This window comes from Rahnella aquatilis CIP 78.65 = ATCC 33071 (genome assembly GCF_000241955.1).
Taxonomy (GTDB): Bacteria; Pseudomonadota; Gammaproteobacteria; order Enterobacterales; family Enterobacteriaceae; genus Rahnella; species Rahnella aquatilis.
On sequence record NC_016818.1, the window covers coordinates 1,815,017 to 1,836,390 of the forward strand.

A 21,374-nucleotide genomic window follows, 5' to 3' on the forward strand; every position below is an offset into this window, starting at 1 on the left:
GTATGAGTTAGCCGATATTGCGATGGCCAATTAGGTACATCACTCGTTGGTAATGTTCCTGCCGGTTGCGGTGAAGTTGTAACCCCTGCTCCCAGGCAATATCTGCCACCCTCTCCGCATCGGATCCGGTGCGCTCGTTTTCGCCCCTGGATTGCCAGAGTTTCAAAATCTCAGTATTCACGTTCATTTTCTGTTTCCTGTGTGTTTGGGAACACTCAGCGTCGTGTCACGACAGTGGGAATGCCAACATAATTTGATGCGGGCAACGAAATATTCGCCCCCGCTGTTAACGTGGACTGAAGGTTTGACCTGTTCCCTGTTGATTAACACATTTTGATGTCAGCAATGACCGCTCCTAGCACAGAGCTGCCTGTCAGATTAGGTTTGGCCCTGTGTCGTAGTTGTGCCAGGCCAAGTCTGAGCTAATACAAATTATCAGTATCTTTCTGGAGCGTCTGCAGCCGCTGTTCCAGGCTATCCAGTCTTTCTTCGAGGTCATGGCTCTGCTGCTCAATATCTTCCAGCGTTTCTGACAGAACGTCACGTAGCAGCACAAAATTTGCGTGCAGGGCGTACACAAAATCGTGGCCGCGAACCAGTAATGCTTCGCGCGGTATGTCCTGCAATGCGGAATGCGTCATCCATGTCACCAGCGCTTTTGCGCTCATTTCAGTCGGTACGTCCGAAAGTTGGTCAGTTTCTCTGTTCATTCTGGTGTCCTGTCTGTTCTTATTTTGGGTGAGTATTTAGAGGGGCATTATTTCAGGTCGTTGCGCTGCTGGTTGGGTGGGTTGGGACTGTAAGTGATAGAGAAGAACTATATGCCGTGGTCTAAATCGATCCGTTGCAACTCGTCGAGCGTATAGATGCGGAAGACATTCCGGTGGCGGGTTTCCAGCGGAATGTGTTGATGGTTAACGATGACGTGCCGGATGCTGTCAAACAGCCTTTCAAGACCGCGCTTTTTCTGCGTGTCTGGCACGATATAAAAAACGTAAATCCAGTCTTTACGGGTGCGTGCCAGCAAATGGCTGGCGATGATCGACTGATAACGGGCTCTGGTTTTCAGACGACGCTCGGTCTCAATGGCGATCACGGTGCCGCCGGGGAGGGTAATCAGACCGTCCGGTCGGTGACTGACCTGGTAACGACTGAGGAAGGTTGTGCGATCGCCATTTATCCATCCGGATGCGCCTTTTTGCTCAAGGATGATACGGGCGGTCTGATTATCAAGGTGATGTTCCAGCGTCCAGCCGGTGATTTTTGAAGGCTCAAACCGTGCTGGGAAAAGCGCATCGTTTGGGGTTAACACAACGGCCAGTCCGTCACTGGTTATGCCCCATAATGAAATTTTCATCGTGCGCGATACCAGGACGTGCTTTTGTATTAAGCCCATGCCCTCGACTTTTGAAAGCAGGGAATATAGCGATTTATGATCCCTGAAGCCAAACAGCAGCATCAGCGTTTTAAAATCACTGTACGTTTCTTCTTTCAGGAAATTCAGTAGTCGTTGTATTTTTTCGAGTTGTCGCGTCTGGCGTTCGCTATATGTGGTGATCAGCATCATTCCCCCTTTAAAAATCCAGCAATGATGGGTTTTCCTCTTTATCGGCGTTCGGTGTTGTTGTGTCTTCTTCGTCCGTATTATCAAAAAAAAGATCGGGTCGCGTTGTGGTGATATCCGTCTTTGATGCGGGTCCGGGGGAAGTTTCCTCCTCGCTAAAATCCAGGGTGATATTTACCGTTGCGGCGGTGGCGGCAATCGCGGGCGAAACGGCACAGATCTCCAGTTCACGTTTTTTCACCCTGATTGGGGAAATCAGTGAGGCGGAGGGAAGTGTCTTCGTCGTAAAGATAAAGCTGACAAAATCGGGTAGGTTCAGGATCATATTGCTGTCGGTAAAGAAACGCTCTGCCTGCCTGATAGTGCGTTCATTGTCGATAGTCTCTGTAAGCACGGCATCGGTTTTCGCTTTGCGGACCTCATCATCGACTAATATGGTGCCTGACATCCTGGCTACCCATTCAGCGGTGTCCGGATCCATGACCCGATAAACCAGTTTGAATTTAGCGTTCTCAACGACCGCACCGACAACGGCATCACCTTTCAAATCTGCCGGACAGTCTTTTAAATCGGCAATAGACTGATGGTCCATAATAATATGCACGCCTTTATCGCGTGCCGCGCCTAAACCTTCCAGTGCGGGCCTGGATAAATGGTATTTCAGTTCGGAAAGATAAATAGCAATGGGGCGTGGCACGTTTTTCACTCGCTCGCGCCTTTCTGCCAACTGGTACAGGCGAACTAGCAGCATGCGCTGAGCGGTAATGATTTTGCTGTTGCGCATTGAGCCAATCACATAACAGCAACCACCTTCCTCGAATATCGTATTTAGTGAAAATCCGGTGGGGGCATTGATGGCATTGAGTAAGGCCAGCTCTTCGATTTTCCCAAAAAAGGCTTTTATTTTATCGGCAATACCCTGAACGTAGTCTCCGTTATACACATCCCGAATGGTTGAGGCAGTATTACGGGTGACAAACTGCGCGGCTATCCGGGCAGCTTTCCGGTCGTCAATGCGATAAAAGTCAGATTCCTGACCTTTTTCTGCCAGGCTGAACCCGGCAACAAACAATTCTTCCAGCTCTTCGGCGGTGATCTCTTCAATCAGGTTTAACTGGTATTGGGGCTTTCGCAGGTCAATCAAGGCAAAGGGTTTCCCTGCATCTTCGCAGGATTTGCGGTATAGGTGGGGTGCCCATTCATCATCTTTGGGGTCCATAACAAATACGCCTTCACCGGCCAGAATACTTTGATAAAGTAATATGCCGGTGGCAACCCCTTTACCGGCGCCGGTGGTGCCGATAATATCCGCGTGTTGTTTTTGCCAGTCTTTTAACGGCAAATACATCGGGTGAGTATCTCGGTCAATGCCAATAAATAACCCTTTGTTCAGATCGATATAATCCAGCGGATCATAATGCAGCGTTTCCGGCAGCAGTGATTTCACCGTGCGGACATCGGTGCGTAATTCCCGTTCAAGTGCGGTTTTCCTGACGAGGCGTTTTTTTATTTTGTCTAATTCAGGTGTTAATACCCTGCGCAGCAGAATATGGAAAATAAAGCCTGTTACGGTAAAGGTAATCAGTACCGGCCATGCCAGAACAGGAATGCTGGCGACTACCCGGCCTTTATAAAGCCACTGGGAAATCCGAATAACAACCGGGGCCATCGTACCCGAAAGAAAACACAGCAGAGAAAAAGCAATAATCAGCTTTTGCCACAATGGGGCTTTTTGCCGTTCATCGCTTTTCATCGACGCGAAAAACGGCATGGTTAGCCCCGATAACAGCGCCAGCATCAGCTGATGCTGTTGCGTAAAAGCAATGGAGCTCAGCGCGCCATCCACTATCAGCGATAGTGAAACAGACATTTTATATAACATTAAGGTACCTGCTTGGTTGGTAACTCATACTAGCGTATTGCTCCTTCCATTCGCCCAGCACCGTGGTGAGTACGGATGGGCAGGTGAATGGGATAAACAGATTCGGCGCGTTGCGGTCACATGCAGGAAATACACTTCCAAGCACCGAACGGCGTGCGCTAGGAAGTTTCGCACGTCATCAAGTTGTTGCCTTGTGCCAGTTAGGGATACACTGGGATATCTGAGTCAGATAAATTCTAAGTATGTCAGGACTGCAACAGAAGCACTGTGCCAGAATCTGAAGTTATTAATGAGTATTGGGTTTGGGCCTAGGGATAGGTCAGTATGGCTACAAATCCACCTCGAGACCTGGTATGATCCTTATGGTTCAATGAATTAATACGTAGAGCTTAAGATGATAAAAGATAGCGGAAGAGAAAAGCTTTCAGACAAAAAATTCGATTCTTTAGTAACTCAGGTGGGTTTTGTTAATAAATTGTTTGAGCGGTTAGTAGCATTGAAAATTGAGTTCAAAAATGTGAACTTTCGTTACTGTATTTTTGATGCCGCCTACATTAGAAACTGTAGCTTTCAGGATTGTGATTTTACCGGATGTAGATTTCTGAATTGCAACCTACTAGGGTCAAACTTTAATGGTTGTAAGTTTGATTATGCTACATTTGATAAAACGCATATTGATAATGATATTCTCGATGTTGGCTGCCCAGGCCTCGAGAATTTGAAACTTAAATTTGCTCGTTCATTGCGATTAAATTACCAGCAAATCGGCGATTCAAAATCTGCAAATAAAGCCATTGCTATCGAACTTCAAGCAACTGAAGCTCATCTTCACAAGAGTTGGAAATCTAAAGAATCATATTATCGAAAAAAGTATAAAGGAATTAATCGCTTAAAAACATTTGGTGAATGGACTGAATTCAAACTTCTGGATTTGATTTGGGGGAACGGAGAGTCAGCATATAAATTGTGTAGAGCGGTTATGCTGATACTAATCGCTATTGCCGGAATTCATGTTTTTAATTTTGGCAATCCAAAACTAGTAAGTTCATATTTTGAAGCATTGCTTCTTTCACCACAGATATTCCTAGGGGTTAATATTCCAATTATATATCCTACGTCTTATCTAACCGTAATTGTTTTGGTTAGATTAATCATGTTTGGTTTCTTCATGTCTATTATCATTAAACGTTTTAATAGGCGTTAATTATGCATATTTACGCTTTTGGATCAGTATGTCGAGGTGAGGTTGATTCATTTTCGGATGTTGACTTGCTAGCTATTGTCAATGGCCGAGATGAGAGGTTTAATCCTAAGGATTACTCTATTTACTCCTATGCGCGAATTAATGAGCTTTGGGAACAAGGCAACCCATTTGCCTGGCACCTCTTTTTAGAGTCTAAACTAATCTATTCCCCAGATAGTTCAGACTATTTACGTTCTTTAGGGGAGCCGAACGCTTATAAATCAGGTTTAGCTGATTGCAAGAAATTCCGTGAAATATTCCTTTCTGCTAAAAAATCGATTGAAACATCAGATCTTACAGAAATATTTGATTTGTCATCGGTATTTTTGGCGATACGAAATTTTGCAACATGCTACTCTTTATTCAATAATATAAGGCCCGACTTTTCACGAAATTCAGCACGTAAGATAGTTGTTCACAGCATCCCTATCGATGATTTAACTTATGAATTACTTGAAAGGGCTAGAGTATTATGCACAAGGGGGGTAGGTGAACTTCTAAATTCCAATGATATTGATAAAGTGAAAAATATGTTAGATAAAATTGACTCTTGGATGGAAGAAATAATAAATATAATTATTGGTGACGAATATGAGTGAGTTTAACAATAGAATAATAGCTCAGAGAAATGCTTTAAAAATAATAAACGGATCAGGTTTATTCTCAGAGCCATTACTAAGTTTAACAGAAAAAGCAATAGATAGATGGTCAAGAAATAATGGGGTTGGTAATTGTGACTCTGCGGTGTTATTACTGAAGTTAATGTCAGGAACTCTATTTTTCTTAGCTAATAAGAGTCAGGAGCAAATAACTGAAGACTATGAAGCTCTCTGTGAGAAAGTAGATAATCAGTTGTCAGAACTACAGCTTGAAATGGAGAGTAAAATGTTACAAAAGACAAATCGTTGAATTCAAAGTCAATGCATATTACTTGCTCAGAGCTGCCCCACGAATATTACTGTTGGTGGCTGTGTGCCAGAAGTTGGTAACGCTAACGCCTCATTGCATTAACCATTGGGGTTCAGGTCATTACAATTAATTTAACAAGGTGTAGTTGCGTGGAAATTCAATCAATTAAAGAATCAAGATTTAATGCGCTTGCGGCTTATGCGAGGAACCCATCTGTTAAACTTATTAGTAAGGAGGTCAGTTGGTATCAAACAGATGATCTGCTTATTGTAGCTTGTATGATATTTGACTATACCGATGGTGAGTATGCAGGAAACATAATGGTAAGAGATGAAGCTGAAAGGTATCGTAACGTAACTATGTCGGACTTCTTCTCTGATATTGAGCTTGCAAAGGTTAATTTATTTACACGAATTGAAGAATATCATGAAGATATTGATAATATTCGATTGCAGTACCTAGGTGAAGTTAATACCCCAACTCCAGTTGAGTTCTTTACGCCGTTGAATAGGACGCGAGAGAGACTAGATCCTTTATTTGATCAATTGATTAACAACCCGATGCATTTGTCCGCAAAAAATATCATTGAACCCATGATGCGATGGTATGAGGATGCCGACGGAAACTTTATTGAGCAGTTTCAAACCACAGGCTTTAAGCAGCGGATTTGGGAGTTATATTTATTTGCTATGCTCATTGAGAATGATGTAGTCCTCGATCCCAGAGGGGCAATTCCTGATTTCATATGTAATTGTTTCTATGGTCATTTTTGTGTGGAGGCAACCACGGTAAATCCAACAGTAACAAGAGGTGTGGTCGAATCCATTCCAGTACCATCTTCCTTGGCAGAATTGGAAGATATTCAGCGTAATTATTACCCAATTAAGTTCGGGAGCGCTTTATTTTCCAAGCTGAGGAAACAGTACTGGTTAAAGGAAGCATGCGTTGGAAAACCTTTGATTTTTGCGGTTACTGATTGCCTAAGCCCTGAGTCAGGAAAAATTTCCAAAAACTCATTAGCATACTATCTCTATGGTTATATTCATGAGTGGCAGCATGATGATAATGGTCAGTTACAAATACTACCACGACGAATTGACGAACATAGATGGGGTGGTAAAGTGATCCCTTCTGGCTTTTTCAATTTGGAGAGTTCTGAACATATTAGTGCTGTGATATTTTCAAACGACGCATCATTCGGGAAATTTAATCGAATGGGGTTATCGAATGGTTTTGCTCCCGAGGGAACTCAAATGAGACGGGTCGGAACACACTATAACCCGGACCCTAATGCTACAGAGCCGTTGCCGTTTTATTTAAACGTTAATGATCCAAGTTACCAGGAATTGTGGATCGAAGGGTTAGATGTTTATCACAATCCGAATGCACTTATTCCTCTATCACCTTCATTCTTTGAAAACGCAGCTCATCACTATTTGCTGCCTGATGGAAATGTAAGAACTAACTATCCTGCATTTCAGCCACAAGGTTCTATTACTCGGATAAGTCTCCCCGAATAATTTTGTCTATGTCTGCGATTAGATGCTGGCTGAAAAACAAAGTAGTACCAGAATCACTACTAATCTGGTCTACCGCCCGTTTGCTCGTTGGTCAACCCGCTACCGCATGTCAGCTTTTCGCTTGACCGGCTGCCAGATTAAGCAACGACTTATCCTGCTTATTTCAACATCATGATGCCTCCTTCGTCAGCAGTTCGCCCCATGACATCGCCCCATCAGTTCGCCCCACGGTGTTGGGCGAAAAGGCGGGGCGAACGTCCGGGGTAAAGAAGGTGGCCGCTGTGCGACCATGTGCAGGTAAACATGCTTCCCTGCACGAAACGGCGTGCACCAGTACATGCGGGCTGGACGCCCTTATTGCCTGTCGCATGGGGGTAATGTCGCGGCTGGACGCCGTGCCAAAACCCCCAACGTCAACGGCGGCACACCGTCGCCCGCTACGCGCGACCACCCCCTTTAAGACGGTCGCTTTCGCCTTTTTCTTCCCTTTGCTCGTTTCTCGCAGCGGGAATAAAAGGGAAGCTGACCTTTAAAGAGGGTGGTCGCGCCACGCTACCGGCTTTTGGCCGGAGACTTAGCCGCGACGGTGTGCGGGGCGATGCCCCCCAAATAAACCGCTGTCGTGGGCGACAGCTTTTCGCTCGCTGGGGCGGCGAAATTTATTCGGCTCCCCCGGCCGGCAAAATCCGCGTGGGCGCGGCTGTTTGCCGGTGAGGCGCGGCGCCTGAACTATTTTCGCTCCTTAACCCGCGAAAATAATTCTGTCCGCTGCCTCATTTTTACGGCCCACATTTCTTCACTCCTTAATCCGTGAAAAATGTGCCGGGCCGTAAAAACCTGAAAACCACCACGCCTCAAGCCGGACCCGGCTGAAATTTTTTGGCGCTATAGGAGACCTGCGAATAAAATTAAGGCAGGGGTTAATATTGGCTCTCGCGGATTTCCCTGATGATGTTGGAATAACACTGACGACTTTCTTTAATGCTGGTTTCATCCAGCGTAAATCCTCGCCGGTTAGCTTCCTCTGTCAGCGTTATTCTGTCGGTGCCGTTCAGCGTTTGCAGTAATTGCAATAACCGGCAGATAACCCGGTGGTGATAAATTTCATAATAAAGGCCGCATCCACGCATCGCCTCATTTTCAATGTGCTCAATAACACAGGCTGCGCTCATGGAATCCCCGCGCTGATGTGTCCAGGGATGCTGAATAAAACCCGGTTTTGTCATGATGACTACCTCCGTTAATTAACCACGCATGCGCCCAAATTTACTGATTATCTGGCTGATAATTGCCGGGTCTGCCGAATCACACTCAAGTAAGAACGATTTTCTGGCATCGGCAGTGTGGTCCGGCAGAAAACCGTGCTTGTTCTTTTTCACGATATTAAAGAATGCACGTTCAGCCGAATGGCATTCATTGCCGCCGCCGTTACCGGTAGCTTTACCGTACATGCATAACACCACTTCACAGGCGTCAGCGGCCATGACGGAGGTTGAGTATGACGCCATAATGCAGAGTAATAATGCGGAAGATATTGTTTTTTTCATTTCGGTCACCTTCATATTTAAACGAGGGTTGCGTAATTCGATAAGTTATTTATTGAAGCCCTTTACTGAATACACCTCTCATGTCATTGAGATGAAGGGGTTTAAAATAAACATCACTCATCCGGCGTATGTCACCGTGAATATCAATGCTGACTATCACATCAACGCTCTTAAGCACCTTGCGTAACAGCACGTCGAAAGGCATGCTCCGGCAGTCGGGGTTTTCATAGCAGCGGTCAATTAACCCTTCAATACATTCTTCCGGGCTGCCCGCATGCAGGGAGGTCATCAATCCCTCATGCCCGGAACCGACGATTTTCAGCGCATCCCAGGCTTCTTGTCCGCGAATTTCTGCCAGTAATATCCGGTCAGGGTTCATACGATAATTGGCGCGTATCAGTCTGCCGGGCGTGATAATGGCATTATCCCCGGCATCCGCCGGATAAAAGAGATGGACATAATTGGTGTGGTGATAGAACCGGATTTCGGGATTATCCTCGATGGTGGTCAGCCTGAGGTGCCGGGGAATAGAGTGCAGCAGCGTTTTCATATAGGTAGTTTTACCGGAGCCGGTTTCACCGACGATAAAAATCGTCTTGCCGTATTCCACCGCTTTTTCCATAAAGCGGGGCATATCCTCACTCTGATAATAGCGGGTCAGTTCAACATCTTTGCTTTCCGTTCGCTCCTTACCGGTCACCCGGTTATAAAATCCCGCATCAATCCATGACTGATGCGTTTTCTGCCCGAATGAGGGTTTGCGCAGCGTAATAGACACGGTATTACGCTCACAGGCCGGGGGAATAATGGCCTGAATGCGCTCGCCTGATTCAAGCGTGGCGGAAAGGATCGGCGAGGTGTCGTCGATATTATCGTCCTGCCACGACGCCAGCGCTCTGGCAAAGGCGTAACACTGGCGCAGCGTAATCGGGGCTTCATGTCTTCGCCATTTCCCCCGGATTTTGGTATGCAGTTCACCCGGCCGGTTAACGGCAATTTCCGTCAGGCCGTCCTGCGCAATAAAATCACCAAACAGCTGGTTTTTCATAAAATCCAGCGACAGGTTTTCAGCGTTCATACCACCTCTTTTTCAGTCGTAGCTGCCAGACGGATGAGAAATCAATATCGGTGCCGGTCATGATGCCGATGACATCACCCTGATTCAGGTACAGGGTTGGCGGGATATTGATACTGTTGTCCAGCGTCGTTTTCGCCATTTCTGCCGTGGCGGCGCGGGTGTTTTCGGTGTAGTCGGTATTGCGGTCTTTCCCCGGGGCAGCATCCGACACCGCCGCTGCCACGTCCTGCACGGTACTGAGCATCAGGGCATTGCCGAAGCGTTCCCAGAAATGGTTGTCGATCCAGCCGGCGATCCCCGCCTCGCCGAGCGGTCCGCTGGCCTGCGTATCAGTTAGCGGGATTTGCAGGCTGCCGGGCTCAGGCGTACGCAGCTCCGTCCACAGCACAAACATCCGGCTGCGTCCGTGTTGCAGCGCCCCGGTGCGGTAGATGCCACGGGCGACCGTTCCCGCCGGGATCAGCGCCACATGGTTGCTGGCGCTGTAAACATCTTCACTGATCAGGCAGGAAATATGCCCCCCGACATCGGACACGAAGCGCCACATCATCGAACACGGGATATAGCGGTCCACCGGGATATAGAGATTAGGATCGAGGCCCAACCGTCTGACGCCGGTTACTTGGGCGACGCCTGGATTGTCGTTGTTAGCCGTTTCCGGCGCGGCAGTATCCGTGCAGCGAAGGCTGCCATCCTTTCCCTTGGTCAGTACTGACGGGCAGGATGTGTACGTCGTGGATGATGACCCACTGTCGGATGTTTCTGCGTGGCTGCGCGTTTCACCCGGGGACGTGCGTGCATTATCGCCCGGCATTGTTCGGGCGTTGTTCACCCCGTCAGCCAGCGCGGCTGCCTTGTTCAGGGCGGGTGGCTGCGTTGGTGCGGGAGTAACGGTCTGGCTGACAGGGTCTGTTCCGTCCTGTGTGTGTGGCCCGAACAGGCCAAACGGGTTACTGTCCATGCCCAGATTTTGACGCTCATGCAGCGTCTTCCCGGAGGAGGGCTGCGGCGCGGTGTCGGCTTCTTTCTTATTACCCCCTTTCAATGCACTGAAAAGACGATCGCCGCCGGATGCCAGGGCGATCACCAGCGCCAGACTCAGCAGGCTGACGGTCAGCGTGCGGCGACCGGATGCCTTACGAAAACGGGTCACTTCCGGCTGGCCGGGTTGTGTTCTCTGCTCCGGCTCCTGATACGCCATTGCCGCCCGGGCGCGTTCGCGGGCATCCGCTTCCCGCTCTGCGGTGGTTTTTTCCGGTTCGTCCGGGACAGGTTTATCGGTCATTTGGCCTCCAGCGTAACGGACGGTGAAACAGTGTCGCTGCGGGTTATTGGGATGCGCCCGAATCCGTCGTTTTCGAGCCCCACCACCGAGGTACCGTAACGCAGCACCAGTTGTGGTGATGCCGACACCACCATCACGATGTAGTTACCCTGTTTAACCGTCCGGGGCGTGAGTGCCTGCTCCCGTCCGTTAACCACCCGGAAAACGGAAGGCAGGGTTCTGATGGGGGAAAAACCGATATAAGCAAAACGACCATCATCCCAGGCAAAATCCGGTGCGATGGTGGCCGAACCGGCAGCGACCCGTTTGGTGTAGCGCCAGTTGCGCGGCGTGCTGGCCTGTCCGAATGCCGCTGCTATCTGCTGCTTCTCCTGTTTTTCACGCTGCTGCGTCTGACGTGCGGCGCTGGCGGCGGATTGCTGGCGAACCTCGGCCGGATAGTGGTAACGGATAACGAACGCCTGCGCGGGGGAATCGTGGTCCAGCACGTTCAGCTCCAGGCTGTAATCACGCTTTGAGGTCACCACGAAGAGGTTGGTCTTCCAGTCCTTTGCCGTGGGTAAAAATACCTGGCTGACGTTGTTGTCGCTGGCGTCCGTCACCGGCTGGGTGATGGGTTTCGGGCTGACGTCCACCCGGTTATCACTTTTCGTTACTGTCCAGCCTTTGGGAAAGCCCGCTTGCGCGTCAGTCACGGTCTCATCGTCGTCAAACAGCAGCGTGGTGACGTAGCCAGGGCGGGTATTGACGACCGTTGCGTTCTGGCTGTTATACGAGACGTTCTGCATCCGGCTATCATACGTGCTGCCGCGTGGGGTTGCGGCGCTCCATGTCGCCCATGACGCGAGTAAGCCTGTCAGGAGCAGGATGTTTTTCAGCATCATTCGCTCCTCAGTTCTTTATCGCGCTGGTAGCTGGTGACGATAAAGCCCAGCGGGTTCACTTCACGCTGACTGTCCGTCAGTAGCTGATGCGGGACATAACGGTAAGTGAGGCGGATATTCCAGAAGTCCGTTTTCACTGAATTATCAGAAATACGGCGAAGGGTACGCTTGATACGCAGGGTTGCCAGGTTATCCGGCCCGGTGGCAGGCGCGTGCACATTAGAAATAATGTCGATATAGACGACATATTCGGCTTTATTAAAAATAACGTCCGGAGCCTGGTCGCCGTTAAACCCGTCCAGATAATCCCGGTTCACGCTGTCGCTGTTAAATAACTGTACGTCGTCATAATCACGCTGGAGGGAGAAATAATTATATCCTTCGCGGAGTCTGACATAGTGTGCCGCCAGTGAATGGGCCAACGCTTTTTCAGACGCAATATCCCGCTCTTTAATGCGGGTCATATACTCATAACGACCGGTCTGTTTATCCACCGACCACAATTCAATGTCAGTGGTTTTCATCGGCAGCAGAATAATAATGGTCGTGATCGCCAGTGCAGCCAGAATCAGCCCGGCAGCGGCCACCCGCCAGGCTGTTTTGCGGGAACGCTCTTCCTTTTCAAGCAGGATGGATTCAAAAGAGCGGGAAACATTAATGATGCGCTGAATATCAGACATGGTGAGTCAGCTCCTGAATTATGGCAGGGGAATTAACCGGCTGGGGATCGCCGGACACCGGCGGGAGGTCGCCCTGATGCTGCGCGCAGCCCGTAAGCGCACACAGCACCAGAAGCAAGATGCTGAATTTCATGGAAGCCTCTTATCGGATAAATGCAGGAAGGCCGCACCGCTGGCAGAGGCCACGGCGTGACGGAGAAAAGAAATTAGTGGTCGGGAGGATTAACGGTGACGCTGCTGATTCTGGCGTTTCATGCTTTCGATGGCGGTGGCACGTTTCTGCCAGGCGTTCCCGGCTTTGCCCGCACCAGCGGCAATGAACCTGCCGGTTGTCGCGGCTGCTGCCATGCCACCTTTGGCGGTCAGTCGGCCCCCGGCCTTTATGCCGGGTCTGGCGACGTCGGCAGATTTGCTCACCAGCCCGCTCAGTCCGCTCATGGCTGCACCCTGTAACACGGCCTGCACGGCTGCACCGCTTAGCGCAGTGGCTATTTTCGCTGAAAAATACACCACTACGCCTGCTGCAATCCCGGCCAGCAAACATTGCGCCGCCAGGGTCACCATATTGCTTTCAGCAGACGTTGCTGTGGCGGCATCCAGTATTTTATTCAGGTAGTTGATGGCGATCCGGACAGACAGGGCAGAGAACATGATCGTTAAGATTGCGGTAAATAGTGTTTTCAGCCAGTTATCAAACATGGGTTTAAGAAAACCGTACAGCAGGCAGAAAATAAAGAGTGGGGCGGTGGTGGTCATTAACAGAATGGTGATTTCGGCGAGCAGGTTGACAAACGTTGCAGCCAGTAACAGAAAGATTGCACCGCCCCAGACCAGCACCTCGGCAAAACCGCCATTCACTTTAACGTAGGTGGAGGTATCGAGATTAAACAGCGTTTGCCCCAGCGCTTGTGCCTTTTCCCACACCGTGTCGAGCAGTGCCCAGACATTATCATCGCCACTGATGCCGTCCTTAAGCCCTTCAATGGCCGCAATGATGGCATTCAGCCAGCCATCGCGGTTTAAAACAAAGGTGGTGATCAGCAACATGCGCCCCACATCCCAGACAACATCTTCAACCGGTGTCTGGAGTTTGCCGCCAAGCGTCTGATACCCGCGATACGTAATAAATAGGGTGAAGGAACTGACGATAATCACACTGATTAGGGTGCCGTAGGTAGAAGACTGACCTTCTAACACGGCGTTAAGTCCATCCATGATGTTTTTGTCCATACCAACAAAAATACCACCGGACATGGTGCCTCTCATTAGTCAGGAACAGACAGGGGATAAAAACAGGGAGGGACCCCTGTTTTTGTTGGCGGGGACCTTACTGAGTGACGGATTTTCTTTTTTGGGCTTCCTGCTGAAACCGCGTCTCGAATTTTTCCCTGATGCCGGGTTTCCCTGTCTGGGCAAACATTAATGCTGCCCGGTGCGCAAACTCGCAGTTGTCGCTTGCCTCACCATCCCTGAGGCATTGCATATAGACCTTATAGGTTTCACCGGGATGTTCTTTATACCAGGCTTCTGATTTCGTCTCTTTACAACCTGATAAGACGAGCATGCCTGACATGACGCACAAGGTTAATACGGGTTTTAACATGTTAACCTCCCTATAGAGAGTTCAGATCGGCAACGGGCGCAGTTAACTGCTGTTGCTGAAAGGCCTTCTGTTTTTGCTGTTCCAGCAGCACTGTTCGCTGTTCAGTCTGTTTGACTGACATCTCCCACTGGCTGGTCAGCGCGTTTAATTGTACGCTTTTGGCCGCGATGGCGTTAGCCAGGTCCTGTGACTCTTTCGAATCCTGCGCATTAGCAATACGGTCTGATAAATCTGATATATCACCGAGCGTGCCCGTGATCTTGTTTTCAATCTCGGACGTATTTTCTATCGCTACGGCCTGATTCAGGATCATCTGTTTGCAACTGTCCAGATAGCGTGGTGAAGCGCTGGACGGGTTACAGGTATCAAAAGATTTATATTTGTTATACAAGCTATTAAGTTCAGAAGAATAAGAACCGCTCTGGTTGCTCAGCAGGTCATCGAGTGAAATACCGTTTTGACGAAGATTATCAATATCGGTTTTCAGACTTTTGGCCTCGCGGAGAAATGCCTGAACGTCACGCACGCCCGTTGCCGTGGCTAATTGCTGCTTGTAGGCATCAAGTTCACTTCTATAGTGGGTAACGGTTTCCTGCCACTGCTGGAGTTTCTGGATCCACTGATTCATGGATTCGGTATTCTGTACGGCGTCGAATACCGGTATTCCGGCGCTCATCGCCTGGGTGGAAATCAACAACGATAATGCCAGTATGATATTTCTGAACCGCATTTTCATTACCTCCGTCGTGAATATTACAGGGCTTGTTCAAGGAAGGCGGCTTTCCAGTCATCAGGCTGCATTCCTTCCTGATACAGGGTGTCGAACAGTTTCAGGTTGTCTTCGCTGCCGCTCAACATTTTGGTGAGTTTCCCGAGGCCCGATAAATCCATTTTCGCCATCGCCACAAAAGGCCGGGTTTCACCCGCGCGTAACGGCGTTTTCAGGACCACCATAGAGCGCTCACCCGGATCGAGGTTTCTGACGATGTCGTACACGCTTTCCGGCACTTTCATCTTTTCCACGTAATCCGCCCTGCTGGCCTTCGGGTTGGCGAGAAAAATCTGCGTGCTGCATTGCTCGATAATCGCCGGGGCAATCGGGTGCTTGACGATTTCGTCAGGCGACTGCGTGGCGGGGACGAAGATGCCGTTCAGTTTGCGGATCACTTTCAGCATATTGAGCGAGAAGCGGGAGAATTCGACATCGGCCAGCCATTTCCAGAACTCGTCCATGAACATCACCAGCCGGCGACCGTCCAGCAGGCTGGTGACGCGGTAAAGCAGATAAAACGTGATGGGGCCGCGAATGTCGTCATCATCGAGAAATTCCGTACCGTCGATACCAAAATTTTCGACGTCGCTGATATTGAAGGTGTCCTCCTCATTGTCGAATACCCAGCCGAACTCGCCGCCCTGCGCCCACTGTTTAAGGCGAATACGTAGCCCGTTGATGCGGGCGTCGGGGGTTGGCGGCTCCGGCAGGACTTCCAGCAGCCGGGTGATACCGAACTTGCGGTATTCCGGCGGGTAGTCGAGCATGATGGTATCTACGGCGGCACTGATCCGCTCCTCATCGCGCGGATCGAGCGGCTTGCCGTTGCGGCCGCACAGCATGCGCACCACTCGTTTGATAAAGCTGATATTCCGCCGGGTCGGCGCAAGCTTAAACGGGTTAAACCCGGTGGGAGTGCCGGTACGGATACGGAAGTAGCGTCCGCCCATCTGGCGTATCGCCATCTCCGCCGCCCGGTCCTTGTCGAAATACACGGTGGTCAGCTGCTTAAGGAGGGCTGATTCAGAGAACGTCGCCGGATTGCGGTACTTCTGCATCAGTTGCTGCATCATGGTCATCAGCATCGTTTTCCCTGAGCCGGTTTTACCGATAATCGCCGTGTTACCCGGCGTTTTTGCGTTGAAGTCATCCCGCCCGCTCTGGCTGTCGTGCAGGTTCAGGTAATACCCGCCACCGCCAGGGGATTTGAGGATGGCGATGGCATCGCCCCAGGGATTGCCGTTTCGTTTATGAGGATGAAAATTGTGCAGGCTCGCCAGGTCGGCAAAGTTCTGGCTGCTGACGGCCACCAGACGAGGGCGCAGCGTATAGTTACCCGGCAGTTGCGCCAAATACGCGGCGGGCAGCGACAGCGTGGACAGCGTCGTCATGATGCCGAGGTCGGCGAAGGGCTGTGCCAGCGCGTTGGCATCCTTCACCACCTGCTCGGGGCTGTCTGAAGATACCAGCAGGGAAAAGTGGTATTTCCCGCAGGAGACATGCCCGGACTGGAGCAAGTCGCGCAGGACAATCAGCTCTTCACGCTGCGAAATAGCGTCGTCATCCGCCGAAGTCAGGCGCTTTTCCGCCAGACGGATATGCTTCTGCGCCTCATCGCGGGCCATGCAGGTGAAGGACTGCGTCAGCACATACTCGCTTTCGGCATACAGCAGCGCGTCCAGCAGGCCGGTCGCGGTTTCAGGCGAATAATCTTTGATTTCCAGACTGCGGAAAAAACGGGAGCCGCCGACCGTCTGGCACTCGGCGGTGTCGGTGGTAAAAAAGACATCCGGCGTGCTTAATGTTTCATAAAACGGCGCACGCGTGACCGCCACCTTTTGCCAATTGCCGGTGAGCAGGCGGTGATAAAAGGACAGCTGGGCGGAATACACCCGCCCGTTGCCTTCATACATCCCCAGCGGCGTCGCCGTATAGCGGGACAGCGCCGATGCCAGCGCCTCCCGGTGCTCCAGCATCACTTTCAGGGCATCATCCAGCGCCGCTTTACGTTTACCGGACGGCTGCGCCTTCATGGCTTTTTTTTCCAGCGGAGAGAAGGGCGCATAGCAGACGGTGAAAAACAGCCGGTGCCGCCAGAGTGGTTTTTCGCTGATCGGCTGGTAATACAGCCGGGTCACTTCATCAGAAAAGGGAATGCCTGAATTCGCGTCAAAGACATCGTGGTACTTTTCCCGGATACGGTGAAGATAGAAAGTGATAGGCAGGCCTTCATATGCGCGAATCACGTTATTGAGATGCGTCGCCATTAACGTCAGATGATGTTCGTCCTCGCATTCAAAAACGGTGCCCTCCAGCTCCCAGCTGGCAACCAAATCACCCTGGCGGTTTCTGATGACGTGCGGATGAATATGGGAGGAATACGGAATGTATTTCTCCAGCGTAACGCGCTCGTTTAACTTCATCTTTTCAATAAACTCCGAGACGTCGACGGCGTCATAGCGGTTTGCCAGCAGGGCATTGGCACCAAAATGTTTATTGGTGCCAAACCGGCCACGGGTTTTAAAGGCCAGCCAGAGCAGCCCGAAATAGTGAATATCGGTTCTGGCCTTTGCCTTCATCTCCAGCCAGGCGGGAATAAGCAGTAATACCAGGTAATAACTGACATAGACCGCCAGCAGGACGATGGCCCCGCTGACAATCACGAACGGCACGAGGGGAATACCGGCTATGGCGGCAGGCCGCGTCAGCGCTTTGTTCAGCGTAGCCATCGTTACCTCCCTTATGACGCCCAGTAGGCACCGAAACCTGACGCACCGACGATAAGGATGGCGCCAATGATGACGTTGCGCATGTCATGCAGGCTCTTGCCGTCAAATAAGACTTTGTATCCCACCCACATGGTGGCCAGCGTGATGGTGACGGCGGCAAGTCCGAGCAGGCCGGTAGAGGTGTTGCTCAACGTCTCATTGGCTTTATTAAATCCGCTGTCTGCTGCCAGCACCGGGCTTGCCATTAACAAGGAAGAGAGGACGGGCCAGTCAGTCTGTTTTCGTTTCATCATTGTTCCTCCTGGGGGCCGGGAATGGGTAACGCGCCGCGTATCACGGCATTGGGGTAGCGCAGGGATGTCAGAACTGGCGCAATGTTATCGGTAAGCTCGCCACGCATGACAGCGGTGGGGTAATGGATTTCCGGCACGAGCTTTTCGGCGGGAGGTCGCTGCCGGTCTTCCCGCGTTGACGGTACGGCGTAGCCGATGCGCTGGATGTAGCTGGTCTGGTTAAACGCGGATTCCGGCTGTTGGCCGGTCGTGAAATTTCCCGAGTAGTAGCAACTGAGCGCACGCTTGAGGGAACCGCCGCGGCGGTAGCAGTCGCTGAGGATGTGCTCAAAGACGGACAGGTTGGTACAGGGGTCAAGAAGGTCACGGGCGCTCACGCCGTAATGACGGAAATTGGTGCTGGTGATTTGCATCAGCCCCACCGAATAGCGTCGGCCCTGTGCCGCCAGCCGTCCGGTGAGGCTGACGGCTTCATCCTTACTGGCGGGGAAATGTGAAGTCACGCCTTTGCCACCGGGCAGGATTTCAGCGATGGCATACGGATTCAAACCGGATTCGACCCGCGCCACATCAAGCGCCATGGACGGGTGAATGCTGGCGGCGCACTGCATGGCCGCCGCCAGAAATACGGTAGTGGATAGCATGGTGGTCTCTTAACAGTCAGCCCGGCGGGTGTATACCAAGCCCCTGCCGGAGGAAGGTAAAAAGCGGATTAAGCAGAGGCGGTATCCTGCGAAATGCCGCTATCTTCTCTGGGTTCAAGCAGCACCAGCTTGCCGGAGACAGCAATACAGGGTGTCAGCATGATATTCAGGCCAGACTTACCGTTATGAGCGAACGCCACGCCAACCCTGGTCCAATACGTGTTTATTTCGCCCTGTGCATCGGGTTGACTTTCCTGGGTGACAAATACGTGATAAATGGGTTTTCGCATGTGGCCTCCTCTAATAAAAACAACGATAAGTAAATAAATGTCACATCCCAATTCTGCATTCCGGTTTTAACGGGTCAGCGAGAACATTCAGCGGCACCCTGAATTGTGGTTATGTGACAGCCCGAACCTTATTTTTAAAGAGCAATGCCCGAACCGGGGAAATTAACGACCATTCGGGCAACCATTCTGTAATGACGTTTTCAGGATCAGATATCCGGGGCGGCATATACACGATAAATTCAAAGTTAAAATGGGAGAGATAAATTAGTGGTGGAGGGGGTAAACTCTGCGAGAAATAAAATTAAGTGAAATAGCTAATAAAGACGACTGTGTATTCATAGTTAATGATAGAGACATGCAGGGGAAATATTCCTGCATGTCTCTGTGACCATTATTAACGTGTTCGACGTTCAAGTTTTTCCTGGCATTCCGTGCAGGTGGTTATGCCCGGGAGTGCCTGCCGTCGCTTTTCAGGAATGGGCTTACCGCATACACGACAATGGAATAATGATGGCGTAGACCCGGTCTTAAAACGACTCTGTTCAATCATCTCCTCCAGTTGTTGCTCATTAAATTCCTGATCACGGTCAATCTCATCCGGCATGTGCGGCCCTCCGGTCTGACGCCTCCTGTTCACAAAGTGCGATACGCTTCCAGACGATGGTCAGTGACAACCCTTCGACTTTCGGCAGCAGGGTTTGCGTTACCTGCATCATGGCGGCCAGCGCATCGGTCGATTCCAGGTTGGCCACCCGGCATTGTTGCCATTGCCGCCAGATGGCCGCATCCGCCTCTTCGTCCGGCTCTGGTGTCCGGCCATAAGGCACACGGACGCCCAGTAACCGGCGGCGAAGGCAAACTTCGTTGGAGGTGAGGCCAAAATACTTGTTGAGTAGCGCAATTGACCCACCCAAGCGGATTGCGAGGTTGGTACGCTGTTGCAGCAGAACCTCCTCACGGGATTTCGCCAGAAGCAGGCGTAACGCGTCGTGATGAACCGTCACAGCCAAAAACTGCGCAGACTCCCGGCTGATGATAAACAGCTCGTCTAGTGATAATTGGTTGAGGGCATTCATTTCGTCGAAAGTGAATCCTAGCGATTCACAATAACGAATGTTGCCATCCTTCAATGCATGCAGGGCATCGGTTAACACGGCGTAATTCAGTGATGGGATAATCATGTTATTTTCTCCCTTTAGTCTATTGAGCGGCGGACTAATTTAATATTTATCCATTCGTCAATTTCCGATTCGAGCCACGCGACACTCGCAGGGCCAATCTTGATTGAGCGGGGAAAGGTACCGCCCTTCATATACAGATAGATTTGTGATCGCTTCAGGCCCGTTTTTTCTTCGACCTGTTTTAGACGTAATAGTTGATAAGGTCCCATGCTCTCTCCGATTATGTGAACAGGAGGCTGTACCTCATCATAGGGGAGAATTTAAAAAAAGCTGTTGAGTCCGTATTAAGGACATGCTAATCCTTAATACGGATTTTTTTGGGGAGTTTAGCATGTGATTTTTTCCTAAAGGGAGTGTGGGTCGCCTCGCTCAAGTGCATTTTTAAGTGTGTCACCACTAAGCCGATCTGTAATACCATCAACTGAAGCCCATTGTTCAAAAATTGAAATTAATTTATAGGGGTGGTTAATTAATGGGCTAATTACTTCGTTGTGTTTACAAGCCAGCCATAATAAACGAGATATGGGGGTTGATATTCGCGATGAAGATGGTTGAGGGTTTTTTTTTAGCCAATAGAGAACCGAGTTTCTGAAATTCTGACTGTTTAAGAACAAAGCAAGCATCTTGTGGTAGTTCATAAACAGGAAAATATTCACTGGAGGAATTTGATACTTCTTTATGCTTCAATATATAGTCATAAACATCAGATGGGGCATTTTGAGTTAAACGCATGATCTGCTGATCGACACGTGTTTGTCGGGACAGCCTCTCGAAAACCTGAAATGTTTTGTTTGATATGGTAACTGTGATGCCATAATTAACATCAATTGATTGGTGTGTAAGGAGTGGTATTTTCAGAGCCTTAGCAAGTAGTTGTTGCAGAAGAACATATTCATAGCCGCAGAACATCGTGTCAATTATTTTTTCATGTGGATAGATGTAATCACCCTCTGTGCTAAATGTTAAGTTTATTCCGTTAAGAAAACAATCCTTATCTAATAAACAAAGGCGATTGATGAAAGAAGAATTGATCGGGCTAAGCTTCAGCTTTTGTTGTGAGGTTTTTATTTTTCTTATGATTACAGGTGACTGAAAGTAAATAGAAAGAAAAATATCACCATGAAGGGCATAGCGATAAATATCACTTTCTCTTATTTTTTGATCGAATAGTTCATTGGCCTTTTTTACGGATTCTCTTACAGTCATCCAGCCAGTCTCTCTGAATATTCTTCTGGTAGTAGGTATGGTTTTTGGCATGATGAATTTCCTC

Annotated in this window: 26 protein-coding genes; 5 read left to right on the top strand and 21 right to left on the bottom strand. The window is 49.8% G+C overall.

Going from position 1 to position 21,374, the window contains the following annotated elements; all coding sequences use genetic code 11:
- Positions 1-7: 7 nt before the first annotated feature.
- The 4 genes from RAHAQ2_RS08265 to RAHAQ2_RS08280 form a co-directional block, all read right to left on the bottom strand.
- Positions 8-187 carry a hypothetical protein gene (locus RAHAQ2_RS08265; RefSeq protein WP_015696789.1) on the bottom strand — a complete coding sequence of 60 codons (180 nt, stop codon included), beginning with the start codon at positions 185-187 and terminating at the stop codon, positions 8-10.
- A gap of 235 nt (positions 188-422) precedes the next feature.
- Positions 423-710 carry a hypothetical protein gene (locus RAHAQ2_RS08270; protein WP_015696790.1) on the bottom strand — a complete coding sequence of 96 codons (288 nt, stop codon included), beginning with the start codon at positions 708-710 and terminating at the stop codon, positions 423-425.
- A 107-nt stretch (positions 711-817) separates the two neighbouring features.
- Positions 818-1,564 (bottom strand): MobC family replication-relaxation protein, encoded by a 747-nt coding sequence (gene mobC, locus RAHAQ2_RS08275; protein ID WP_015696791.1) that lies wholly within the window; start codon positions 1,562-1,564, stop codon positions 818-820.
- A 10-nt stretch (positions 1,565-1,574) separates the two neighbouring features.
- Positions 1,575-3,446, bottom strand: a complete 1,872-nt coding sequence (locus RAHAQ2_RS08280; protein ID WP_015696792.1) for a type IV secretory system conjugative DNA transfer family protein — start codon at positions 3,444-3,446, stop codon at positions 1,575-1,577.
- Positions 3,447-3,840: 394 nt separating this feature from the next.
- Between RAHAQ2_RS08280 and RAHAQ2_RS08285 the strand changes: the two genes are divergently transcribed.
- The 4 genes from RAHAQ2_RS08285 to RAHAQ2_RS08300 all read left to right on the top strand — a co-directional run bounded on the left by RAHAQ2_RS08285 (position 3,841) and on the right by RAHAQ2_RS08300 (position 7,118).
- Complete coding sequence (locus RAHAQ2_RS08285) at positions 3,841-4,650, top strand: pentapeptide repeat-containing protein (protein ID WP_015696793.1); 810 nt, start codon at positions 3,841-3,843, stop codon at positions 4,648-4,650.
- Between the two features lie 2 nt (positions 4,651-4,652).
- Positions 4,653-5,288 carry a nucleotidyltransferase domain-containing protein gene (locus RAHAQ2_RS08290; protein ID WP_015696794.1) on the top strand — a complete coding sequence of 212 codons (636 nt, stop codon included), beginning with the start codon at positions 4,653-4,655 and terminating at the stop codon, positions 5,286-5,288.
- Positions 5,281-5,598 carry a hypothetical protein gene (locus RAHAQ2_RS08295; RefSeq protein WP_015696795.1) on the top strand — a complete coding sequence of 106 codons (318 nt, stop codon included), beginning with the start codon at positions 5,281-5,283 and terminating at the stop codon, positions 5,596-5,598. Before RAHAQ2_RS08290 ends, RAHAQ2_RS08295 begins: the two co-directional genes overlap by 8 nt.
- Positions 5,599-5,747: 149 nt before the next feature.
- Positions 5,748-7,118 carry a hypothetical protein gene (locus tag RAHAQ2_RS08300; protein WP_015696796.1) on the top strand — a complete coding sequence of 457 codons (1,371 nt, stop codon included), beginning with the start codon at positions 5,748-5,750 and terminating at the stop codon, positions 7,116-7,118.
- Between the two features lie 920 nt (positions 7,119-8,038).
- Here the strand turns inward: RAHAQ2_RS08300 and RAHAQ2_RS08305 are convergent.
- Genes RAHAQ2_RS08305 through RAHAQ2_RS08330 form a run of 6 tightly spaced genes read right to left on the bottom strand, consistent with a single transcriptional unit; the run spans position 8,039 to position 12,592 of the window.
- Positions 8,039-8,344: a hypothetical protein gene (locus RAHAQ2_RS08305; RefSeq protein WP_015696797.1), complete on the bottom strand. Its 306-nt coding sequence runs from the start codon at positions 8,342-8,344 to the stop codon at positions 8,039-8,041.
- 18 nt (positions 8,345-8,362) lie between these two features.
- Positions 8,363-8,665, bottom strand: coding sequence for a TrbM/KikA/MpfK family conjugal transfer protein (locus RAHAQ2_RS08310; RefSeq protein WP_015696798.1), 303 nt, complete (start codon positions 8,663-8,665; stop codon positions 8,363-8,365).
- 49 nt (positions 8,666-8,714) lie between these two features.
- Positions 8,715-9,743 carry a P-type DNA transfer ATPase VirB11 gene (gene virB11, locus RAHAQ2_RS08315; protein ID WP_015696799.1) on the bottom strand — a complete coding sequence of 343 codons (1,029 nt, stop codon included), beginning with the start codon at positions 9,741-9,743 and terminating at the stop codon, positions 8,715-8,717.
- Positions 9,733-11,028: a VirB10/TraB/TrbI family type IV secretion system protein gene (gene virB10, locus RAHAQ2_RS08320; protein ID WP_015696800.1), complete on the bottom strand. Its 1,296-nt coding sequence runs from the start codon at positions 11,026-11,028 to the stop codon at positions 9,733-9,735. The genes virB11 and virB10 overlap by 11 nt, the downstream gene beginning before the upstream one ends.
- Complete coding sequence (virB9, locus tag RAHAQ2_RS08325; protein WP_015696801.1) at positions 11,025-11,909, bottom strand: P-type conjugative transfer protein VirB9; 885 nt, start codon at positions 11,907-11,909, stop codon at positions 11,025-11,027. The genes virB10 and virB9 overlap by 4 nt, the downstream gene beginning before the upstream one ends.
- A complete protein-coding gene (locus RAHAQ2_RS08330) occupies positions 11,909-12,592 on the bottom strand; it encodes a VirB8 family type IV secretion system protein (RefSeq protein WP_015696802.1) in 684 nt (227 codons plus the stop codon). The genes virB9 and RAHAQ2_RS08330 overlap by 1 nt, the downstream gene beginning before the upstream one ends.
- On the opposite strand from RAHAQ2_RS08330, the gene RAHAQ2_RS25745 reads away from it, so the two are divergent.
- Positions 12,591-12,785, top strand: a complete 195-nt coding sequence (locus RAHAQ2_RS25745) for a hypothetical protein (RefSeq protein ID WP_162470875.1) — start codon at positions 12,591-12,593, stop codon at positions 12,783-12,785. The two genes, RAHAQ2_RS08330 and RAHAQ2_RS25745, sit on opposite strands and share 2 nt — an antisense overlap.
- A 29-nt stretch (positions 12,786-12,814) precedes the next feature.
- Here the strand turns inward: RAHAQ2_RS25745 and RAHAQ2_RS08340 are convergent, their stop codons facing one another.
- From RAHAQ2_RS08340 to RAHAQ2_RS25940, 11 genes are all read right to left on the bottom strand, one after another.
- Positions 12,815-13,846 carry a TrbL/VirB6 family protein gene (locus RAHAQ2_RS08340; protein WP_015696804.1) on the bottom strand — a complete coding sequence of 344 codons (1,032 nt, stop codon included), beginning with the start codon at positions 13,844-13,846 and terminating at the stop codon, positions 12,815-12,817.
- 73 nt (positions 13,847-13,919) lie between these two features.
- Positions 13,920-14,195: an EexN family lipoprotein gene (locus RAHAQ2_RS08345; RefSeq protein WP_015696805.1), complete on the bottom strand. Its 276-nt coding sequence runs from the start codon at positions 14,193-14,195 to the stop codon at positions 13,920-13,922.
- A 10-nt stretch (positions 14,196-14,205) separates the two neighbouring features.
- Positions 14,206-14,925 carry a TrbJ/VirB5 family protein gene (locus RAHAQ2_RS08350; protein ID WP_015696806.1) on the bottom strand — a complete coding sequence of 240 codons (720 nt, stop codon included), beginning with the start codon at positions 14,923-14,925 and terminating at the stop codon, positions 14,206-14,208.
- Between the two features lie 23 nt (positions 14,926-14,948).
- Positions 14,949-17,696: a VirB4 family type IV secretion/conjugal transfer ATPase gene (locus RAHAQ2_RS08355; protein WP_015696807.1), complete on the bottom strand. Its 2,748-nt coding sequence runs from the start codon at positions 17,694-17,696 to the stop codon at positions 14,949-14,951.
- A gap of 11 nt (positions 17,697-17,707) precedes the next feature.
- A complete protein-coding gene (locus tag RAHAQ2_RS08360) occupies positions 17,708-17,986 on the bottom strand; it encodes a TrbC/VirB2 family protein (RefSeq protein ID WP_037038866.1) in 279 nt (92 codons plus the stop codon).
- Positions 17,986-18,633 (bottom strand): lytic transglycosylase domain-containing protein, encoded by a 648-nt coding sequence (locus RAHAQ2_RS08365; protein ID WP_015696809.1) that lies wholly within the window; start codon positions 18,631-18,633, stop codon positions 17,986-17,988. Before RAHAQ2_RS08365 ends, RAHAQ2_RS08360 begins: the two co-directional genes overlap by 1 nt.
- 68 nt (positions 18,634-18,701) lie before the next feature.
- Positions 18,702-18,923, bottom strand: a complete 222-nt coding sequence (locus RAHAQ2_RS08370) for a hypothetical protein (RefSeq protein ID WP_015696810.1) — start codon at positions 18,921-18,923, stop codon at positions 18,702-18,704.
- Positions 18,924-19,317: 394 nt separating this feature from the next.
- Entirely contained in the window at positions 19,318-19,527 is a 210-nt protein-coding gene (locus RAHAQ2_RS08375; protein ID WP_015696811.1) for a TraR/DksA family transcriptional regulator, read from the bottom strand.
- Positions 19,517-20,104, bottom strand: coding sequence for a DUF2857 domain-containing protein (locus RAHAQ2_RS08380; protein WP_015696812.1), 588 nt, complete (start codon positions 20,102-20,104; stop codon positions 19,517-19,519). Before RAHAQ2_RS08380 ends, RAHAQ2_RS08375 begins: the two co-directional genes overlap by 11 nt.
- 14 nt (positions 20,105-20,118) lie before the next feature.
- Positions 20,119-20,313, bottom strand: coding sequence for an AlpA family transcriptional regulator (locus tag RAHAQ2_RS08385; protein ID WP_015696813.1), 195 nt, complete (start codon positions 20,311-20,313; stop codon positions 20,119-20,121).
- A gap of 286 nt (positions 20,314-20,599) precedes the next feature.
- Positions 20,600-21,361 (bottom strand): hypothetical protein, encoded by a 762-nt coding sequence (locus RAHAQ2_RS25940; protein WP_337999433.1) that lies wholly within the window; start codon positions 21,359-21,361, stop codon positions 20,600-20,602.
- Between the last annotated feature and the right edge of the window lie 13 nt (positions 21,362-21,374).